The sequence below is a fragment of the Paenibacillus sp. CFBP 13594 genome (genome assembly GCF_014842675.1).
Classification (GTDB): domain Bacteria; phylum Bacillota; class Bacilli; order Paenibacillales; family Paenibacillaceae; genus Paenibacillus; species Paenibacillus amylolyticus_B.
Genome location: NZ_JACYVQ010000016.1, coordinates 41,920 through 60,602, shown reverse-complemented (window position 1 = coordinate 60,602; position 18,683 = coordinate 41,920). Strand labels below are relative to the sequence as shown.

The window sequence follows — 18,683 nt, the reverse complement described above, 5'->3', positions numbered from 1 at the left end:
GGACGCCTTTTGTTATATACAGACAGTGGTGATGTGGCCAATACGACTAGATAGATGCTAAGTGTAACAACTATATGCGTTTTGTTGTAATGGCCTTGCTGTTATAGCTTTGTCTTTATCTCTGCCTGATCTGAAGTTTCAAAATTTCCTCCCGGATCTTCCTCATCCCTTCCTCAATTCGCTGCTTCGGCACATTGGAGATGTTCAAGCGCAGCATCTGATCCTGATGCACCTGATATGTTCCCTCCGGATAATACCGTTCTATCGTATCCACGATGACTCCGCGCTTTTGAAGCCGGGACAGAAGAACACGAAGCGGCATATCACCCGCCAAAGGTAATACGGTATGCTCCCCTCCTGTTCGAGGAGTGTCCATAAACGGAGCAAAGTCTGGATATGAGTCCAGTTGCTCATGCACCGTGTGCATCCGGGCAGCATAGCGGTTACGAATCACTTTCCTGTGATGAGCAAACATTCCACTGTGGACATAGATCTCCAGAGCAGCTTGAGACAGAACGGAAGTGTCGATATCAAGCATTTTTTTGTAAGCCCCAAAAGATTGAATGAGTGGTGAGGGCAGAACAGCTACACCAATGCGCAAGCCTGGAAACAAAATTTTGGAGTAACTCTTCAGATAGATGACCCGACCTTCGGTATCATAGGACCATAGCGGGTCCTGTTTCGTATTGTCCTCCAGATCAGCCAGATAATCGTCCTCTATCAGATAGACATCGTACCGCTGTGCAAGCCGGATCAGTCTCTTCTTGTCAGCAACAGTCAACGATGTGCCAATCGGATTGTGAAAGCGCGGCATGACATAGAAAAACTTGATATCTCCCTCAGCGAACTGACGTTCAAGCGATGCCCAGTCCAGCCCATTCAGGGCACGTCTCACACCGGCAATCGGCACATTTAATCCACTCAGTAGCGAGGGCATATTGTGATAGGTCGGTAGTTCAAGCAATACTTTTCTCTTTCCATTGGGAAAAGGCATTAATGCAAGTACAGCCAGCGCCTGTTGCACACCTGATGTGATAAAGAACTGCTCTGTTCTCGCAAACACCTGATAATCCGCAAACTGCTTCTGCAACAGCAGAATTAGCGAAGGTAATCCCTGATCCGTGCCATACATAAATAACTCTGCCTGCTTCTTCTCCATCGCCAGATCCACACAGTGACGAAAGTCTGCATAAGGGAACACCCTTGGATCAGGGGCAGCCGAAGCGAAGTCCAACGATCCCTGCCAGTCCATATCCTGAGCACCTGTCCCATTCTGTACGGCATAATAACCGGATTGAGGTATGGCGTACACCAAATGCCGCTGTTCCAACCACTCATATGCACGAATTGCTGTACTTACACTGCATTGATATTGTTCTGCTACAACTCGAACTGCTGGCAGTCGAATGCCCTTATCTGCCCACTGGCGACGATCTTGCTGGTGCATCTGTTCCTGAATCCATTGCTTTAACGCTTCGGCAATCACTTCGTATTTTCTCACTGCACCCATCCCTCTCCCACAATTGTACCGTTACAGTTCATCCTTTTATCTATTGTAGCACGATGCACCTGGCAGTATATTGAATAAGGCCAGCACATGCCTCGAACCTGACATTATTCAGGATATTGAAAAATAAAGAGCTATGACTACTGTATTGGAGGAGCATTCATGAACACAACACACACTCGGGGATACGCTTATATCGCAGCTATACTATACGCGGCTATTATAGGTCTATCTTTTCTATTTGTTAAAATGACCGTCACTGTTGCACATCCCATTGATGTGCTTGCCCATCGATTCGCTCTGTCGCTGATCGTTGTCAGCATTCCTGTCATTTTTGGCTGGATTAAAATCCGACTGAGCCTTCGTGATCTGTGGAGAATTATTCCGCTGGGGCTACTATCTCCCGTTTTATTTTTTGCCTTTCAAGCCTTTGGACTTGTATCTTCCAACTCATCGGAAGCCGGAATTATTCAGGCTATGGCTCCTGTATTCACACTCGTTCTCGCTTCAGTCTTCCTGAAAGAACGCACATCCACGATGCAGAAGCTGTTCCTGTTACTGTCTGTCGCTGGAGTGGTCTTTATTTTCATAATGCAAGGAAGTGGCATGTCTATAGGTAACCTGAAGGGTATTGCATTATTGCTACTATCCACGGTCTGTTTTGCAGGGTATGGCGTACTTGCGAGACCATTAACCCAGAAGTATAAACCAATGGAATTAACCTGGGTCACACTGATGGTTGGCTGTATTGTATTTAACGCCGCTTCCCTGATCCGACATGCGTCCAGCGGCTCCATGATGGACTACATCAAACCACTTGGAGATACATCCTATCTGGGTGCGCTCGCTTATCTGGCGATCCTCTCCACCATGATCTCCACCCTGCTTGCGAGCTATGCCCTGACCCATCTGGAGGCTTCCCAAATGAGTGTATTCAGCAATCTGTCCACGCTCATCTCTATTATAGGAGGGGCATGGATTCTGCATGAACCAGTGGGTAGCTACCACTATATTGGTGCATTGTTGATTATCGCTGGTGTGCTTGGCACCAATATGAGCGGTCGCAAACATAGGCTGGTCACTGGAATCAAGTAAGATTCCCCATATTGAGATAACGGGAGTTGGTTCGCCGGTTCAACGAGTTATACGCTCCCATCCTCCCCGAACCTCGCATTTTGATCGGAGAGCGGCCCGGGAAACGATGCTAGAGGTAAGAGAAGCCATGGGTATTCGTTATTTCAACTGACGGTATGAAGCGCCCCAATCACGTTAACACTGCTGAGGACAGTCTATTGGGAAAAGGGGACCCCTCAGCATGAAACGAACACAGCCTTCTTTTTTACAAGCTATGATGTTGATCATGTTGTCCGTTGGCTTGATCAGCCATGTTCTGATTATTCCTGCCCTTTTGGCTGCGGCCAAAAGGGATTCTTGGATTTCCGTCCTGCTATCAGCCGGACCATTTCTGATATTTGCGCTAATGCTCGCCTATGTCTCTCGTTTCCTACAGCATCAAACCCTGCATGATTGGTTAACCTCCCGTCTCGGGAAGCCCATTGGCATGTTATTTCGAGTTGGTAACAGTCTCTTTTTTCTAAGCGTAATCTTTTTCACACTGCATGATACCACGGCATGGGCTAAAACGAACTATCTGACCGAAACGCCCGTGTTGGTAACCAGTATTGCCCTGATGTCTCTCTGTGCCTACGCTGCGTATAAAGGTATTCGCTCGCTGGCCTTTACCGCAGGGTTAGTCCTGCCACTAGTTGTCTTGTTAGGTTTCTATGTTGCTATCGTAAATACCCAATACAAGGACTACAGTCGTCTGTTGCCCGTTCTTGAACATGGATGGCATCCTATTCTTAATGGCATGGTCTACAGTCTTGCAGGCATGTTTGAACTGCTGTTCATCTGGTACATCCAGCCTCATCTCACCAAACGTATACGTGTATGGCAGTATCTGATGCTCGCACTCATTCTCGTAGGACTGACTGTCGGCCCACTCATTGGGGCGATTGTGGAATTCGATCCTTTTGAGGCTGCCAAAATGAGATATCCCGCCTTTGAAGAATGGCGAATTGCCTCTCTGGGCAAATACATTGCCCAGACCGACTTCTTTTCCATCTACCAATGGCTGGCAGGTGCATTCACCCGAATTAGTCTTGCCATGTATATTGTAGTTGAAATATGGAATATTAAGAGCTCTACCAAAAGGCTTATCAGTTGTATCTCGTTGGGTGTCTTCTTTATCCTGACCATGTTGTATCCTATGGATGATATGACCTTCGAAAAGCTTCTGGTTGAATACATATTTCCGTTCAATCTCGTGTATCTGAGCGGACTTGCGATTATCGCGACGACGGTTGCCTTTATCCATTCACGCCATCAGAGGAGGAAACATCATGGAGCATCAAGCGATTGACACCACGTCCCATGAAACACTGCTTGCCTCTTTGAAAGAGCAATTCAATCCATGTGCAGATGTCGTTATTCAGACCTTTCCTGTTAAAGACAAATCTGATCAGCCCGTAATTCTGCTTTATTGTGACGGTCTCGTCGACGGTAAACAAATTAACCAATTTATCATTCCCCGTCTGGAACAGCACTCCCTGATCATTGAGGAATCACATCCCAAAGAACTCGGATTAACATTGAATCCGTTGGATGACCTCAAAGATACTAACAAGCTTAATATGTTGATATTTAGTGGACAACTATTGATCATTTTCGGTAATGGTGTACAGTCCTGCAGTGTAGATATTGCTGATATCCCGGGACGCAGTCCCGAAGAATCAGCCATTGAAACATCAGTTAAAGGCCCGCGCGATGGATTCACCGAAGAACTCACTACCAACGTGGCCCTTATACGCAAACGAATGAAAACATCTTCGATGTGTTATGAGAAATATGTCAAAGGCGGACGTACTCAAACTGCCATTGGACTTGTATATGTAAAAGATATTATTAATCCAGACATTCTAAAAGAAGCACGACACAATCTGGATCAGATTGAGATCGATGGCATTCTGGGTACCTCGATCATGGAGCGGGCTGTCATGGGAGGGGTTCGGAGCATCTTTCCGCTCACGGATAACACTGAACGTCCTGATTTTGTTGTCGATTCCCTGTTAAATGGACGGTTTGCCGTTCTTATTGAAGGCTCTCCTGTAGCGGTCATCGCGCCAACTACACTTTTCAATCAATTGAAATCTCCTGAAGACGAAAGTACACCCTTTTTCATCGTTACTTTCGAACGAATTTTGCGTATATCCGGACTGCTGATTGCCTGTTTCTTCCCAGCCTTCTATATCGGCCTGACCAGTTTCAATGTGGAACAGATCCCACTACCTCTCTTGGCTACAATTGCTGGTACTCGAATGGGCCTGCCCATGCCGGTGACGCTGGAAGCGTTCCTGATGATCTTTATGTTTGAGCTATTCAACGAAGCAGGGCGTAGATTACCACGTGCGTTGGGGCAAACGGTCAGCGTTGTTGGCGGGCTTATTATTGGGGATGCCGCTATTCGTGCAGGGATTACTTCTCCCACCATAATAGTCACGGTTGCGATCTCGGTCATCTCTAGTTATATTCTCGTGAATACTGTGCTAAGCGGGGCTACTGCCCATGTTCGGATCGGGATGTTACTCGTCTCTTCCATTCTTGGATTGTTCGGTTTTATGATCGGACTATTCGCCCTGTTGGTGCATCTCGTATCGTTGGAGTGTTATGGCGTATCCTATCTGTCACCTGTATCTCCTTACATTCCCGGAGACTTCACTCAGGCCGTATCCATGCCACCTTCCATGAAAAGAACCAAGCGCCCAGAAGCACTTCATACACAGGATTCTACCCGCCGGAGGAAACGTCCGTGAAACGATGGGTATCCATAAGCGGCCTTCTTGTATGCTGCTTGATCCTGCTAACGGGGTGCTGGGATTCCAAAGAGGTGCAAAGTATAAACTTCATTACGGCGATAGGAATTGATTATGTAGACAAACAGTATATTGCGTATGCCCAACTGATTGACTTCTCCAGTATTGCAAAACAGGAAACACCAACTTCCCGGGAGACAAGGGATATCTGGATTGGACGGGGCGAGGGTACAACACTGAGCATGGCTATTAACGACTTGTATGAAACGTCACAGCAGCAAACGCTCTGGACTCATGTTAAAGCCATTGTTTTATCGAAAAATGCTCTCAACGGGAAGCTGGAGGATATATTTAACACGTTGCTGCATTCAGGTCAACTGAGATATACACCTTGGATTTACGCGACAGAACATAACATTCCGGACGTGCTCTCCCCTTCTGCGCTGCTGAACCAATCCGCCCAGACCATTGAGTTATTTGAGCCCATGAGGCTATACAAACAGCATTCCGGTTACGAACCAATCCGGCTCCATCAGCTTCTTGATGGACTACGGGAGCCAGCTTCCGTTGTTCTTTTACCCTCTGTTTCAACAAGGAACGAGACTTGGTTCAACGGGGATAAAACTCCCCCCCTTGTTAGAATGGATGGATTTTATGTTATTTCCAAAGGAACAAGTCAGGGTAGAGTTGCAGGAGCAGACGCGGACGGTACACGATACGTAAATTATGAGCGCGTACATCAGTACCCACTATACGTATATGGGAATGGTCAAAAAACTCCTGATTTAACCCTGATGCTTCGTGATCCCAAGACTAGAATCAAGGCAAGGAAACAAGGAGATGGCGTCACATTTGATCTGGTTACCTCGGTCAAAAGTTCCATCACCGAAGACCATGGAGCCCCGCGCACGCCTCAGGCCATGGAACAAGAAGCGGAGAAACAAATCGAATCCCAAATCCGAGATACGTTTGAAAAAACCAAGTCACACAAGATTGATTCATACGGTCTTGTGGAACACTTATATCGCCACAACCTTCCCTTATGGAAACAGGAAGTCTACAACCGGGCGGACCCACTCCAACGTTTTAAGCTTGGAAAAGTGGAGGTTCACGTGGATATCCTTAATGCGAGCACGTATAAATACAGCGAATAAATGAAGCAAAAGAAGCCCCGTGCCTGCATTGGATGCAAGGTTACGGGGCTTCTTACCATCTCCAACTGCTGTCGATTGGGGAAGTTATCCTAATGGATACGCCATGACACTCATCAAAGCCAATTCAGGCTGGGTCGTATCCAAACGACTGTACTGGACGATAACGGGGATATTGCTCGAAACCGTAATCGCATAAGGCACGCCCGGCGGAATAGACTGCTCCCCGGATCGTAGCGATGCAGTGCGAATATGCTTCGTCCTTCTCGCTGGCACTTCAGCGACCATACCTTCGAGTGGTTCTCTGTCTTCAAAGTAAATCGTGATGTGCAGCTCCGCATCCGTGGCACTGGTGTTCAGTACACAGATGCTCTCATGACTCTCCAATGTGCCCCGGCTCTCCGGGGGAATGTAACCATCCGGAATGACCCAGTAGGTGTGACCTGTAGCTGCTGAAACGTTCTTACGGGCAGATGTGCCTGATTCTGTCTGGTCAGGTGTCATTGAAATACATCCTCCTTTTTTTGCGATTGCAATATAGGTTAAAAATCTGGTGGGCTCGCACGACAGTCGCTTCGGCGGGCGGATCGGGCTGTGGGCCGCTGTTGGCTCGGGATTTCTATTCAATTCCCCCCTCAGCAGGGGAAATCCCGCTCCAAAGGCGGACGCTTCGCTCCCTCTACCCGATTCCGCCCTCCTCCGCTGCTACGCTCGCCGGACTGATTTAAAAGATTATTGCCTTCGCTCTTTCGCTGGGCAACTTTTGCTGGCTCGTTACTTCGTTTAACTCGCTTTGCATAAATACGGACGAACAGGACTTAAAATCCTGCGGGAACTTATCCACTAGTGCAATAGAATTAGAACCTTTACAACTGTGATGATTACTCGCCTACCGCAGATACATCTGCAGCGGTTGCAATTGCAACTCGCGGATGGCTTCTGCCACCTGCTGGGCAAGGCGGCGGGCACCGCGTTCCTGAAAATGCGTGTTATCCTCCACGCCTGAGGGGAAGTTCACATACTCGCCTGGCAGCACCCACATAAAGTCGTCCTTGGTGCCTTCAACGCCCGCCTGTTCGAACAGAAGACGGCTGCGCTCAGCCAGATCAATCAGCGGAACACCTTCCTCTTCTGCAAGCTCACGAACGGCGATGATATAATCGCCATGTGTATCATTCAATGTGCCATCATCCGCAAAATAGCGACGATGCACGGGGGTTATGAGCACCGGACGAGCCTTGGCTTCACGGGCAGCATCGATATACTTTTTCAGATATTCCTTATATGTTGTGAATGGGTCGGTCCCACGTTCAGGGTCCGGCTTCTCATCGTTATGTCCAAATTGAATAAACAGAAAATCTTCGGGCTTAATTAGCTCCAGAATGGCCCTGAGCCTGCCTTCATTCATAAAGCTGCGGGAACTGCGCCCTGACTGGGCGTGATTATCTACTGCCACATCATGTTTGAACTGTGCTGGAAATAACTGGCCCCAACCGCAATACGGATATCCACTTTCCGGCTGATCTGTTACGGTTGAATCCCCGGCAAGAAATACGGTCATGGTCTGATTCGCAAGAGTAATCTCCAAAGCATTAATTCTCGGTGCAGGACCGGAGAATGACAGACGAAGTCTGCCGCCGCGAACAACGACCGAGAATCGCATCTCTGCAAATTGCCCGGGAAGTGTACGAATGGTTGGCAGTACAAGCCTGCCCTCACCAGCTTTCACACGGGTCACTGTCTCAGCCAATTCATCACCTGCAACAAGTAAAACTTGATAGGTTCCATCGGGAACATCCACGATGAAGGATGCTTTAAGTGGAATACAGAAGCCCGAACGCAATCGGGCAGACATGGTTGTCTGCCCCGGATGGTTATGATGTTGTTTCGTGGGATCCGACACATCGTCATCACTAATGCGTTGTTTCTCATACACCAGAGATCCTGCTTCGAATCCGTATCCTCCGCGTTCCTCATATGCGGTTGTTGCAGTTACTTTCAGATAATCCCCTGTCTCATCTGCTCTTCCCGAGTCCGGTCCAAAGTTAAACTTCCAGCTGGTCACGGAAACTGCCTGGCCCTCTGCCGCTGCCTCCATGGCAACGGCCTGACTACCTTGAGCTTTATTCAAAAGCGATACCCTCCTTGGTTAACTTTCGTAAACGTTCATTCGGGCGAAGATACGAAGATACAGTAATCTGGCTTATCCTTTCAATCCGCTGGTGCTCATCCCTTGAACAATTTGTTTTTGGAAGATGAAGAACACAGCTACAACCGGAACCAGACTGACGATGGACATCGCGAACATTGCGCCCCAGTTGGAAGCAGATTCGCTATCCAGGAACATTTTCAGCGCCATCGACACGGTGTATTTATCAGGCGAGTTCAGGTACAATACCGGACCGAGCAGATCCTCCCATCTCCAATAGAAGGAGAAGATGGCTGCAGTCGCCAGAGAAGACTTGATCAGCGGCATAATAATCTGAATATACAGTCTGAACTTGTTACACCCATCGATGGTTGCAGCCTCATCCAGCTCCTTCGGAATCGTTCGAATGAACTGTACCATCAGGAAGATGAAAAATGGCATTCCGAAAAATGTAGGTACAACGATTGGCAAGATAGTGTTCAGCCAGCCGAGCTTCGTGAAAATGATGTACTGAGGAACCAATACCACATCATGTGGCAGCATCAGCGTCAACATCATTAAGGAGAACCAGAACGTGCGTCCCTTGAAGTTAAGTCTGGCAAAACCAAAAGCGATCAGCGATGACGATATTACGGCACCGATCGTGGAAATAACCACGATTACAAGTGAGTTGGTGATGTAATCCATAAACGGTCTTCCAGCTGTGCCTTTCCAGCCATCCACATAGTTGCTCCAGATCCACTCCGCAGGAAACAGGGTATCCGCTGTGACAAAAATCGTACGGCTTTCCTTGAATGAACTAAATAGCATCCATAGGACGGGATAGAGCATCAGGAGGGCAAGAGCTGCAACGAACAGGTGATAAATGGGCCATTTTACATTTCTCCAAACCATCGTTACTTCCCTCCTTCAGATTCGTAGAACACCCAGTACTTGGATGTCAGGAACACAGCTACCGTGAGTATACCGATCATGATTAGCATGATCCAGGCCATTGCCGAAGCATAACCCATGTTGTTAAACATAAACGCCTGACGGAACAGATACAGGGAGTACAGCATCGTACCGTCCATTGGACCACCTTCGCCTTTGGAGATAATATAGGCAGGTACAAACGTCATGAATGCACCAATCGTCTGCATAATCATATTGAACAGGACGATCGGGCTAAGTAGTGGCAAGGTGATGCTGAAAAATTTCCGTATAGGGTTCGCGCCATCCACACCTGCTGCCTCGTACATCTCAGTAGGGATATTTTTGAGACCAGCCAGGAAGATCAGCATGGACGAACCAAACTGCCACACAGACAGTGAGATGAGCATAACCAAGGATGCATTCGGGTCACCAAACCAGCTTATAGGCCCAATCCCGATTGCCGTTAGAGCACTGTTGATAACACCCTCATTACTGAAGAGGTTACGCCACATAATGGATACGGCCACACTACCACCGATAATGGATGGCAGGTAATACAACGTCCGGTACGTTCCAATCATACGAGAGCCAGTGTTCAGGACCATCGCTACGAAGAGGGCAAAGATCAATCTTAACGGTACCCCAATGAATACATACAGAAACGTCACTTTAACCGAATTCCAATATTTCGGGTCATCAAAAAACATTTTGGTGTAGTTATCAAGCCCAATCCACCGTGGAGAAGTGAACAAATTATAACTCGTGAACGACATATATAAGGACACAAACATGGGGATGAGTGTGAAGCCCAGGAATCCAATAATAAACGGGCTTATGAACGCATATCCAGTTAAGTTTCTACGTAACGACGAATACTGCCTCAATGGAACGAACCTCCTTCATGGATCAGCTTGCTCCCTCATCCTGGCTTCGGTCATCTGGACGGGGAAAGGCCCTCGCATTTGCGAGTAGCCCCATTCCCGACCATCCCTGAAGTAGGATGAGCAAGCCATCATTCAACTGTTATTTATTGTTCGCAAGAACAGATTCGGCGTTCTTGCGGAATGTCTCTGCTGCTTGTTCAGGTGTAATTTTGCCAAAGTTCAACTCTTCAACCACATCTGCTAGGGAAGAGATTACTTCAGGTGAACCAACCGGTGGCGGAGAACTCATTGGTGAAGCCTTAGGCTCCATGGCTGCTACGAATTCAAAGACTTGTTTCGTGGCGTCACTCAGCTCAGGTGCGATAGCTTCTTTGATTGCTCCGGAGATTGGTACACCACGCTCACCTTTGATCAGTTTGTTGGCTTCCACGTCATTCACCCAGAAATCAATGAATTTAGCCGCTTCTTCCTTCACTTTGGAGTTGGACGTTACACCCCAATACATACTTGGTTGCATATATAGTCCTTTTTCCATATCCGGTCCTGGCATTGGGGCGATTTCGAGCGGACGGTTCGCTACCTGTTGCAAGGCTACGAACTGGTTGGACCACTGCCATACGCCAATTCCTTTTTCCTTCACGAGATCCGATTCCTCAATAATGCCTTTGGTTTGGTTGGCTACATCCGGTGTAGGTGCTGCGCCCTGTTCAATCATGCGGCGCATAAGTCCGAAGAATTCAACAAACAATTGGTCATCATCATAACCAAGACCTGTGCCTTCCGCATTGTATAGCGACAACCCTTTGGTACGTAGGAAGTAATGGAAGAAAATATCCGGAGCTACGCCTCCATCCAGATACAGACCTTTATCTGCGGCTTGTTTACCGAGTGCTTCGTACGACTCCCAAGTCATATTGTCAGGAATTGCATCTGCGCCTGCTTTTTTAAGCAATGCCGGATCATATTGGAAGCCCAGAACGTTAACACCGGCAGGTACACCGTATTGTTTACCGTTAATTACACCTGTGCTGATAACATTCTCGGACACATCGTCCACTTTGATCTGGTTGCCAAGATAAGGCGCTAGATCCTCAAGCTGACCATTCTGTGCATATTGACTGATGTAGGAAATATCCATCTGAACGATGTCAGGCAACTGATTTGCCGCTGCTTGTGGTGCGAGCTTTTTCCAGTAGTCATCAAATGAAGCATATTCCACGTCGATTTTGACATTCGGGTTTTTCGATTTATACAGGTCGATGACCTTCTGTGTATATTCATGCCTTGCATCCGAGCCCCACCAAGCGATCCGCAGGGTAACTGAGTCATCTCCAGATGCTCCTTCAGTTCCTCCACCTGAGCTACATGCCGCTGTAAACACGAGCAAAGCAGCCATCATCAGGAATATTGCCTTTTTCACCATGCCAATCTCCCCTTTTATGTTGATATGGTTGTGTGAACGAGTTATCCTTTTATTTCTGATAACGCTTTCACAAACTTGTTAATGTCATTTTCGCAAATGTACGACCATAGTTGAATACACAAAACCGTCTAGTTGGTTCAAAAAACAGAGGAGGACAACAGCCTCCTCTCGTCGCTGTTCGTCCTCCTCAGACATGAATTACATGATTGGTAGTCCATTGTTATATGCCGATCCTACGGAATTCCGTAGGTGTCATCCCAGTCCACTTTTTGAACACCTGACTGAAATATTGTGAATTCCCGCCGAATCCGAACAATTCAGCAAGCTCAAATACTTTCACATCCCCGCCTCTGCGAATATGGTCACATGCGCGTTCAATGCGCAGACGATTCACGTAGTTGGAAAAATTCTCGCCTGTGACTTTTTTGAAAATCTTACCCAAATAATCCGGATTCATATACAACATTTGATGAGCAACTCCATTGAGTGAGAGATCCGCCTCTCCATAATGACGATCCACGATATCCATCATCTTCTCCACGGCTGAAGACTGGCGGCTGATATGGTTTTTGTAATAACCGGAAGTTAATCGGGCTGTACTGCTTGCAACAAAAGATTTCAAACCGGATAACGTATCGATATGAGGCAATTCTGCCATACGCTGGGTGAATTCCGTTGCCTCCTCAGGTGGACAAACATGAACCATCGCCGAGTAGAGCTGCACTACATAAGAGCGAGTCACCTCGATTTCCAGCTGCTGACGTGATAGTAGATCAAACAGACGCTCCACCTCTACCGCTGTTTCCTCGGTATTTCCCGATTTGATCAACTGACACAGTTGCTCGGCATCCTGTTCTACATGCAATCCGTCGCATTCTCCCGCCAATACCAGATCATTCTTCGTAATCAGCTTGCCTTCACCGATAAAGAAGCGATGGTTCAGATACTGCAACGCCTCACGAAACAACCGCCGGGACTGAATCATTCGATCTGCTTCACTCAGCGCAGCGGTCACTTCCAATTTATATAGTCTGGTAAATGCAGCCCGAACCTCTTCAATACTTTCTTTCAGTCCAGCCGGATCAGCTGAATCCGCGAGCAGAATGAGGAGTTTACCTTCAATGGTTGTGCTTAACAGGACATGTGGGAGCAGGTCACTGGCAATGTTTTTGATCGCAAATAAGTGGCTGTAATCATGTTCATCTACAATTCGGAACAACAGTAACCGAACTGCGTTCTCTTCAAGCTCCAGATCAAACAGCTCCTGATAATACTCCAGATCAACCGGCCCATAGGTGCGGTTGGTCATGAACTCCAGCAGAAATTGCTCCTTCACATGTGGAAGGACTCGCTGCAATCGCTGTTTCATCTCCCCTGCAACATTCTCCTTCACCTGGGCATCCTGATGTTCCTGCAACAGTTCAGTTAATGCATCATGGATCTGATTCTCGTTACAGGGCTTGAGCAAATAATGCTTCACACCATATTGCATCGCTCTGCGGGCATACTCGAACTCCTTATAGCCGGATAACATAATGAAACGTACACCCGGGTATGCTTCAGATGCCTTCTCTATGAGTCCGAGACCATCCAGACCCGGCATGGAAATATCCGTAATGATAATATCGGGCCTCGACTGTCCGATTTTATCCAATGCTTCGATCCCGTTCCTCGCCGTATCCACCAATTCCGTACCTGCCGCGGCCCAATCGACCACTTGGGAAATCCCCTCCAGAATGACACGTTCATCATCTACGAGCATCACTTTGTACATCGTCATCGTCCTCTCTGATCCAAGGTATGCTGATCGATACTACAGTTCCTGATCCGGGCTTGCTGCTCATCACCATTCCACCTTCATCGCCGAAGGTCAGTCTGATTCGTTCCTGGATGTTAGATAACCCAATGCCCTGTCCTCTTGTCTGAATACGTCCTTCGTGTAGTTGTTCCAGGAATTCCGGTGTCATCCCCGGACCGTCGTCCTCGACTTCAATAATCACCTTATCTCCATCTGCTCTCGCCCGAATACGGATCCGGCAAGGGTCAATGCTTGGTTCAAGTGCATAATGTATGGCGTTTTCCACCAAAGGCTGTAATGTTAACTTCGGTATCCGCGCCGTTCCTACCTCTGGGGCAATTTCCATGTCGAAATCCAGTCTTTCCTCAAAACGAGTGCGCTGAATCGTCACGTAACTGCGGACAATGTCCAGCTCTCTTTCCAGCGTAATCCACTTCTCGGACATATTCACAGAGCTACGCAGCAGGAATCCGAGAGCCTCAACCATTTCCGAGATCTGTCGTTGCTTCTGTACTTTAGCCAGCCAGTTAATCGATTCCAGCGTGTTGTAGAGAAAATGTGGATTAATCTGAGCCTGAAGCGCTTTCAATTCAGTCTCACGAATCACCAGTTGCTTGGCATAATTCTCATCAATCAATTCACGTATCCGTTGAAGCATCATCTTGAATGTGCGATGCAGCAGCCCAACCTCATTCTGTGGAGATATCGGAACATTTCCGAGAGCAGCCTCCTCCAGCTTATCCAGATCGCCTTTTTCGATATTACGCATCTTCTTGATCAACTGCGCAATCGGATGGGTAATACTGCGAGAGAATCTCGCTCCAATGATAAGCGCCGCCAGAAAAATCATGATGAAAATCACCGTGACCAACTGTTTGACAAACTGGATCTGTTTAAACATCTGGTCAAACGGGGTTGTGTACAAATAGGTCCAATCCGTATAGGAAGAATGAGCACGAGCTACAAAGTGTCTCCCTTGCTCTAACATGGCAATCCCATAGGGCTGGGTGCGCTTCAGTTCAGACTCAATCTCAGCTTCACTGACCGACGATTCTGTTGGATAGATCACTTCTTTTCCATCCGTAATGAGTAATTGGGAGTCCTCAGCCGGTTCTTGCATCTGGTCCTGTACAATTCGGTCCAGCCGTACGCGGATGATCAGTGTGCCGAGGTCTTCCAATGTAAATGCTCCCCCAATAAAGGATTTCACCTGCCGGACCGACAAGAGTCGGGACTGTTTATCCCCACTGGTATGCCAGGCATTGGAGCCCGAGTATTGCTGTCCCAGTGCAACCAGTTCTTTTTGCTTCGACTCCGAAATTCCCTCCCGATTGCCTGCGGCCATGACGTTATTATCATTATCGATAAATAGCATGGAATAGACGTACTTCTCAGAACCCGCATAAGCAACCAATCGATTGGTAATTTTCTTGCGCAGACCATTTCTCTCATATCCCGTCTCGGCCTTTTCAAGTTGAAGCAAATATTGTTGGAGCGGCTCGTCTGACATCACCTTGAAGGAGAGATTGGAAACTTCACGTAGTTGATTCTCAATACCTACCGAGGACATATTGAGGACCTGCGATGATTTCTCATAGATCTGACGGTCATAGATACTGAACACATATCGGAGTACGGACGCATAAAACGTAAAGCTGATCAACATCAAAAGTCCGATGAGAAGAATCGTTTTGTGATGAATCGGCAGTGTTGTGAAAGCGTTCTTAATTTTGTTCATCCTAAGCGCTCCTTTGGCTTGCGAGGGGTGCCTGTCATCCTATGCATTAGTGGTTTTATTGTAAGTTATTTTCATATTTACACATCCGTTGGTCATCTGACAAGATATATTTATGCAACATTTTAGGTCATTAGAGAAGGTATACATCTGTGTCAGCAACTCAAAAAGAACACAAAACAGCCAGAATACCTTGAACAGATCAAGGTATTCTGGCTGTTGAATAACATCAGGTTAAAGCATGAAATACAATTTACGGATTAACAAAAACAGTTTTCAGCTTCGCTACATATTGCACATCAAAGCCAAGACCTTCAGCCACCATGGCAAGTGGTACATATGTTTTGGACTCTTTGCCTACCTTATTCAGGAATGCAGGTGTATCCACAGTAACCGATGCTCCATTTACCTTCACAGCATTGGCACCAATCTTCACAGCAACCTTTCGGTCTCCATATGTAATGGTTGCGGTTGAAGTTTTGTTATCCCACACTGTAGTAGCACCGACCGCATTCACGATGTCTTGGATCGCCACAAAGTTTTTGCCGTTACGGATAATCGGTTTGTACGGTGTATTCAATGTTTTGCCACTCACAATAATGTTCATCGGCTCACCTGTCGCAGGTGCAGTCAGCTTGGTGTAGTCGCCCCAGATCGTTTTGGAAAATACTTCGGCAATGGCCGCATATCCAAATTGGTTCGGGTGGAAATCACGATCTTTGATCATATGTGTCATCGTGCCTTCACCACCAACAAACTCCTTGGCCACGTGTGCGACTTTGACATCAGTACCCTGAGCAGTGAATTGTGCTGCAATGCCATCAATGGTCTGTGTGAAACCTTGGGATGCCTCCATCAGTTTGGCATAGATTGCCTTGCCTGCTACTTCCGGCATCGGTTGATACTGGTCGGCGATGACAATTGTAGCCGTCGGATTAATTTCATGGATATCATTAATCGTTGCACTAACATTGGCTGTATATGTTGCGAGTAATTCTTTTACCTTCGCTTGCAGATCCTGATCACTCAGTTTGTCTGCTGTACCGAGAAGCTCAGATACATCATTTCCCCCAATGGTAATTGCAACCAGATTGGCCTGTGCTACGCTCTCACGGATTGCAGCAGTATTGGCTCCGATCTGTCCCGCTCTTGGATCAGGAAGAGTTGGTTGAATGGCTTCTGAAGTCAGCGTTTTTCCATCCTTAATTGCAGTAGTAAAGTTTTTCAGGCCACTGGTTTTCAATCCGGCGATCCCGTAGTTGTCCACCTGTGTACGTCCATGCAGCAAACCTTGCTCATGCAAACGTTCTACATAACCATAAGACAATTCTTTTGTGTTGGGCTCATAACCTACCGTTATGGAATCTCCCAATGTGACGATGCGGAACTCCTTGGTTACAGCTACTGCATCTTTCTTCGCTGTCAGCGAAGTCTCATTTGTGCCCGCTGGCAATACACCGGTTTTGGTGTCAGCCGCGTGTGCAGGCAATGCAGAAGATGTGAAGAGCAACATTCCTGCCAACATGCTTACCGTTAAACCGGCAGCTGTATTTTCCCATATACGTTTACGCTTCATTCAGGTAACACTCCTTCTCGCAAATCTATAATAATTTACACTAATATAGTGTACATCGGTCATTCCAATGACATAGGTTCGTGTTACTCTATTCTATCATTTTAAAGTAGGCGTTGTCCTCTCTGCTGAGAACACACATGAAATAACAGACCCCCTAAAGGGGAGCCTGTTACTGGTTAAGCTCAGCTATGACGTTCACTGATTAGTTAAGATTGCGGCTTATTCGAGTCCTCAGAATTTGAATGACCCTTGTCGCTCTCCGGTTTGTTCCCGGCAGCTCGCTCCAGATATCGATCATAACGATCATCCACTTCACGTGCCATCTTCCGGTACTTTAACGTTTCCTCGACAATTGGATCACGTTCTGTCTGGATTCGCACTTCATACTTGGGAGGAATCAGCTGGCGTTCACGCTGATCGGTGTCGCCGGACTCTTCCATGTCCCCTTCCGTCAGCATATCACTGAGCCGTCGTTCCAGTTCTTTGGATTCATCCATTGTTCTCGCTCCTTTAATTAAAGTCATACATGCGTTAAATATTGCTATTGTACTTTCACTTCGTATACAGAATCATCTTCCGATCGCTGTTATCCCCAGATTTCTTTGATTCCCTTTTCCAAGGAAGAAATCAGGTGATAAAGGCGAGCACTTCGTTTCTTCAAATGCTTTCTGTCCCCTCCGTTAATGTACAATTACAGGTTATTAAAGCATCAATGAGTTGAACTAACTCACTCCAACCCGGTAGCCTTCGCTTCCTTCAGCACATCCGTCAGTGCATCATGGATTTTGCCATTGCTGGCAACGACATGATTCACAGACAGTTGGTAAGGCGTTCCGATGGTATCGGTCACCTTGCCGCCGGATTCTTCAACCAGCAGCGCACCTGCGGCAATATCCCACGGTTTCAATCCAACTTCGGTGTAGGCGCTGAGGCGTCCTGCGGCAACATATGCCAGATGAAGAGCGGCAGATCCGCCTGCACGCAAGTTACGGACTTGCGGAGCAAGCGCCTGCACAGCTGCCATGTTCAGTGGCAACGCAAAGGTTGTGTCTGCCGGGAATCCAACCGCAATCAGGCTCTGAGCCAGTTCTTGTTCACCAGATACAAGCATCCGGTTTCCGTGAACATATGCCCCTTTCCCTTTTTCCGCAACAAACATTTCATCACGGGAAGGGTCGTAGATCACGCCAACAATGACTTCACCATTGTGAGCCAATGCGATGGACACCGAATAAAACGGGAATCCGTGTACAAAGTTCGTCGTTCCGTCCACAGGATCAACAATCCACAGGAACTCTTCTTCCTCGGCCTCTTTCAGTGCTTTTGCCGAAGCTTCCGGTCCCGGTTCTACGCCTTCTTCACCCAGAATGGCATGGTGGGGAAAATGCGTAAGAATCAGGCGGCGGATCATCTGTTCCGCTCCTTTATCCACTTCGGTCACCAGATCTTGGGGTGAATATTTGGTGCCAAGTTCAGCTACCGTCCCAAGACGGCTTTTGATCCATTCGCCAGCTTTGGAAGCTGCATTAATGGCAACGGCAGTATAGCTTTTGCTTGTCACGACATAAGGTGTCTTTTCCTTCTCATTCAAAGCGTTCACTCTACTTTCTATATCAATCTACGAAAAGTTGAAATACTTGTTAAAAGTATACGCCCCACAGGTCGTAAAGTTT

Annotated in this window: 15 protein-coding genes; 4 read left to right on the top strand and 11 right to left on the bottom strand. The window is 47.3% G+C overall.

The features are described from left to right. Window positions 1-115: 115 nt before the first annotated feature. Window positions 116-1,510, bottom strand: a complete 1,395-nt coding sequence (locus IFU39_RS30640; RefSeq protein ID WP_192136378.1) for an aminotransferase-like domain-containing protein — start codon at window positions 1,508-1,510, stop codon at window positions 116-118. Between the two features lie 159 nt (window positions 1,511-1,669). Between IFU39_RS30640 and IFU39_RS30635 the strand changes: the two genes are divergently transcribed. The 4 genes from IFU39_RS30635 to IFU39_RS30620 all read left to right on the top strand — a co-directional run bounded on the left by IFU39_RS30635 (window position 1,670) and on the right by IFU39_RS30620 (window position 6,533). Then, a complete protein-coding gene (locus IFU39_RS30635) occupies window positions 1,670-2,602 on the top strand; it encodes a DMT family transporter (protein WP_192136377.1) in 933 nt (310 codons plus the stop codon). A 220-nt stretch (window positions 2,603-2,822) separates the two neighbouring features. After that, entirely contained in the window at window positions 2,823-3,929 is a 1,107-nt protein-coding gene (locus tag IFU39_RS30630; protein WP_100526774.1) for a GerAB/ArcD/ProY family transporter, read from the top strand. Beyond that, window positions 3,910-5,379: a spore germination protein gene (locus IFU39_RS30625; RefSeq protein ID WP_192136376.1), complete on the top strand. Its 1,470-nt coding sequence runs from the start codon at window positions 3,910-3,912 to the stop codon at window positions 5,377-5,379. The genes IFU39_RS30630 and IFU39_RS30625 overlap by 20 nt, the downstream gene beginning before the upstream one ends. After that, on the top strand, window positions 5,376-6,533 hold the full coding sequence (locus IFU39_RS30620) for a Ger(x)C family spore germination protein (protein WP_192136375.1): 1,158 nt from the start codon (window positions 5,376-5,378) through the stop codon (window positions 6,531-6,533). The genes IFU39_RS30625 and IFU39_RS30620 overlap by 4 nt, the downstream gene beginning before the upstream one ends. Window positions 6,534-6,617: 84 nt before the next feature. Here the strand turns inward: IFU39_RS30620 and IFU39_RS30615 are convergent, their stop codons facing one another. From IFU39_RS30615 to IFU39_RS30570, 10 genes are all read right to left on the bottom strand, one after another. Continuing rightward, a complete protein-coding gene (locus IFU39_RS30615; RefSeq protein ID WP_091018716.1) occupies window positions 6,618-7,034 on the bottom strand; it encodes a sensory rhodopsin transducer in 417 nt (138 codons plus the stop codon). 385 nt (window positions 7,035-7,419) lie between these two features. Further along, window positions 7,420-8,628: a rhamnogalacturonan acetylesterase gene (locus IFU39_RS30610; protein WP_105602423.1), complete on the bottom strand. Its 1,209-nt coding sequence runs from the start codon at window positions 8,626-8,628 to the stop codon at window positions 7,420-7,422. Window positions 8,629-8,733: 105 nt separating this feature from the next. Then, a complete protein-coding gene (locus IFU39_RS30605) occupies window positions 8,734-9,573 on the bottom strand; it encodes a carbohydrate ABC transporter permease (RefSeq protein ID WP_017690747.1) in 840 nt (279 codons plus the stop codon). A gap of 2 nt (window positions 9,574-9,575) precedes the next feature. Continuing rightward, on the bottom strand, window positions 9,576-10,478 hold the full coding sequence (locus IFU39_RS30600) for a carbohydrate ABC transporter permease (RefSeq protein WP_047841423.1): 903 nt from the start codon (window positions 10,476-10,478) through the stop codon (window positions 9,576-9,578). 139 nt (window positions 10,479-10,617) lie between these two features. Then, window positions 10,618-11,901, bottom strand: a complete 1,284-nt coding sequence (locus IFU39_RS30595) for an ABC transporter substrate-binding protein (RefSeq protein ID WP_091018718.1) — start codon at window positions 11,899-11,901, stop codon at window positions 10,618-10,620. A 220-nt stretch (window positions 11,902-12,121) separates the two neighbouring features. Then, a complete protein-coding gene (locus IFU39_RS30590; protein WP_105602364.1) occupies window positions 12,122-13,675 on the bottom strand; it encodes a response regulator transcription factor in 1,554 nt (517 codons plus the stop codon). After that, window positions 13,650-15,437 carry a sensor histidine kinase gene (locus tag IFU39_RS30585; RefSeq protein ID WP_091018722.1) on the bottom strand — a complete coding sequence of 596 codons (1,788 nt, stop codon included), beginning with the start codon at window positions 15,435-15,437 and terminating at the stop codon, window positions 13,650-13,652. The genes IFU39_RS30590 and IFU39_RS30585 overlap by 26 nt, the downstream gene beginning before the upstream one ends. Before the next feature lie 250 nt (window positions 15,438-15,687). Next, complete coding sequence (locus tag IFU39_RS30580) at window positions 15,688-17,010, bottom strand: stalk domain-containing protein (RefSeq protein WP_105602365.1); 1,323 nt, start codon at window positions 17,008-17,010, stop codon at window positions 15,688-15,690. Window positions 17,011-17,216: 206 nt separating this feature from the next. Then, the gene (locus IFU39_RS30575; protein WP_091018724.1) at window positions 17,217-17,507 is read right to left on the bottom strand and encodes a hypothetical protein; all 291 of its coding nucleotides are present in this window, start codon (window positions 17,505-17,507) and stop codon (window positions 17,217-17,219) included. A gap of 230 nt (window positions 17,508-17,737) precedes the next feature. Beyond that, window positions 17,738-18,601: an inositol monophosphatase family protein gene (locus IFU39_RS30570; protein WP_197997992.1), complete on the bottom strand. Its 864-nt coding sequence runs from the start codon at window positions 18,599-18,601 to the stop codon at window positions 17,738-17,740. Window positions 18,602-18,683: the final 82 nt, after the last annotated feature.